Origin of the sequence: Mesorhizobium sp. M2E.F.Ca.ET.209.01.1.1 (assembly GCF_004010375.2) — a bacterium.
Taxonomy (GTDB): Bacteria; Pseudomonadota; Alphaproteobacteria; order Rhizobiales; family Rhizobiaceae; genus Mesorhizobium.
The window spans coordinates 1-402 of sequence record NZ_SADP02000283.1; the positions used below are offsets into that span (position 1 = coordinate 1).

Consider the following 402-nt stretch of genomic DNA (forward strand, 5'->3'; position numbering starts at 1 on the left):
ATGTTTCGCAGTACGGATGGGGCATGCTCGGACCCGATGCGATGACCTACTTTGCCGGCAAGGCCGGCGTTATGGGCCATGCGGCGACCATCGACGTCTTCTATCCGGTCCACTACGGCCAGGTCGGCTTGTTCCTCGACCCCGAGCTTTCGATAACGGACATCGTGACCCCGCGCACGCTCTGCATCCATCTCTTCGACAATCTGCTGAGGGACCGGATCGGCGGCCGCCCGATCCCTGCCGGTTCTCCGCTCAGCCAGTTGCTGGAGCACCGCAACCTGCCGGCGGCTGAAGGCGACAGGTCCTGTCCAGGCGAAGCCCCTTGCGTGCCGTCAGCTTGATGGCGGACAGCCGAGTGCGTATTTCTGGTATCGCGCCGCCGAATCGGGCGGCTGGAACCGG

1 protein-coding gene is annotated in these 402 nt (G+C 64.4%); it reads left to right on the plus strand.

The annotated features are described in order from the left end of the window. Positions 1–341 (plus strand): hypothetical protein (locus EN852_RS35680; RefSeq protein WP_210238295.1); only part of this gene is annotated, 341 nt, incomplete at its 5' end. Between the last annotated feature and the right edge of the window lie 61 nt (positions 342–402).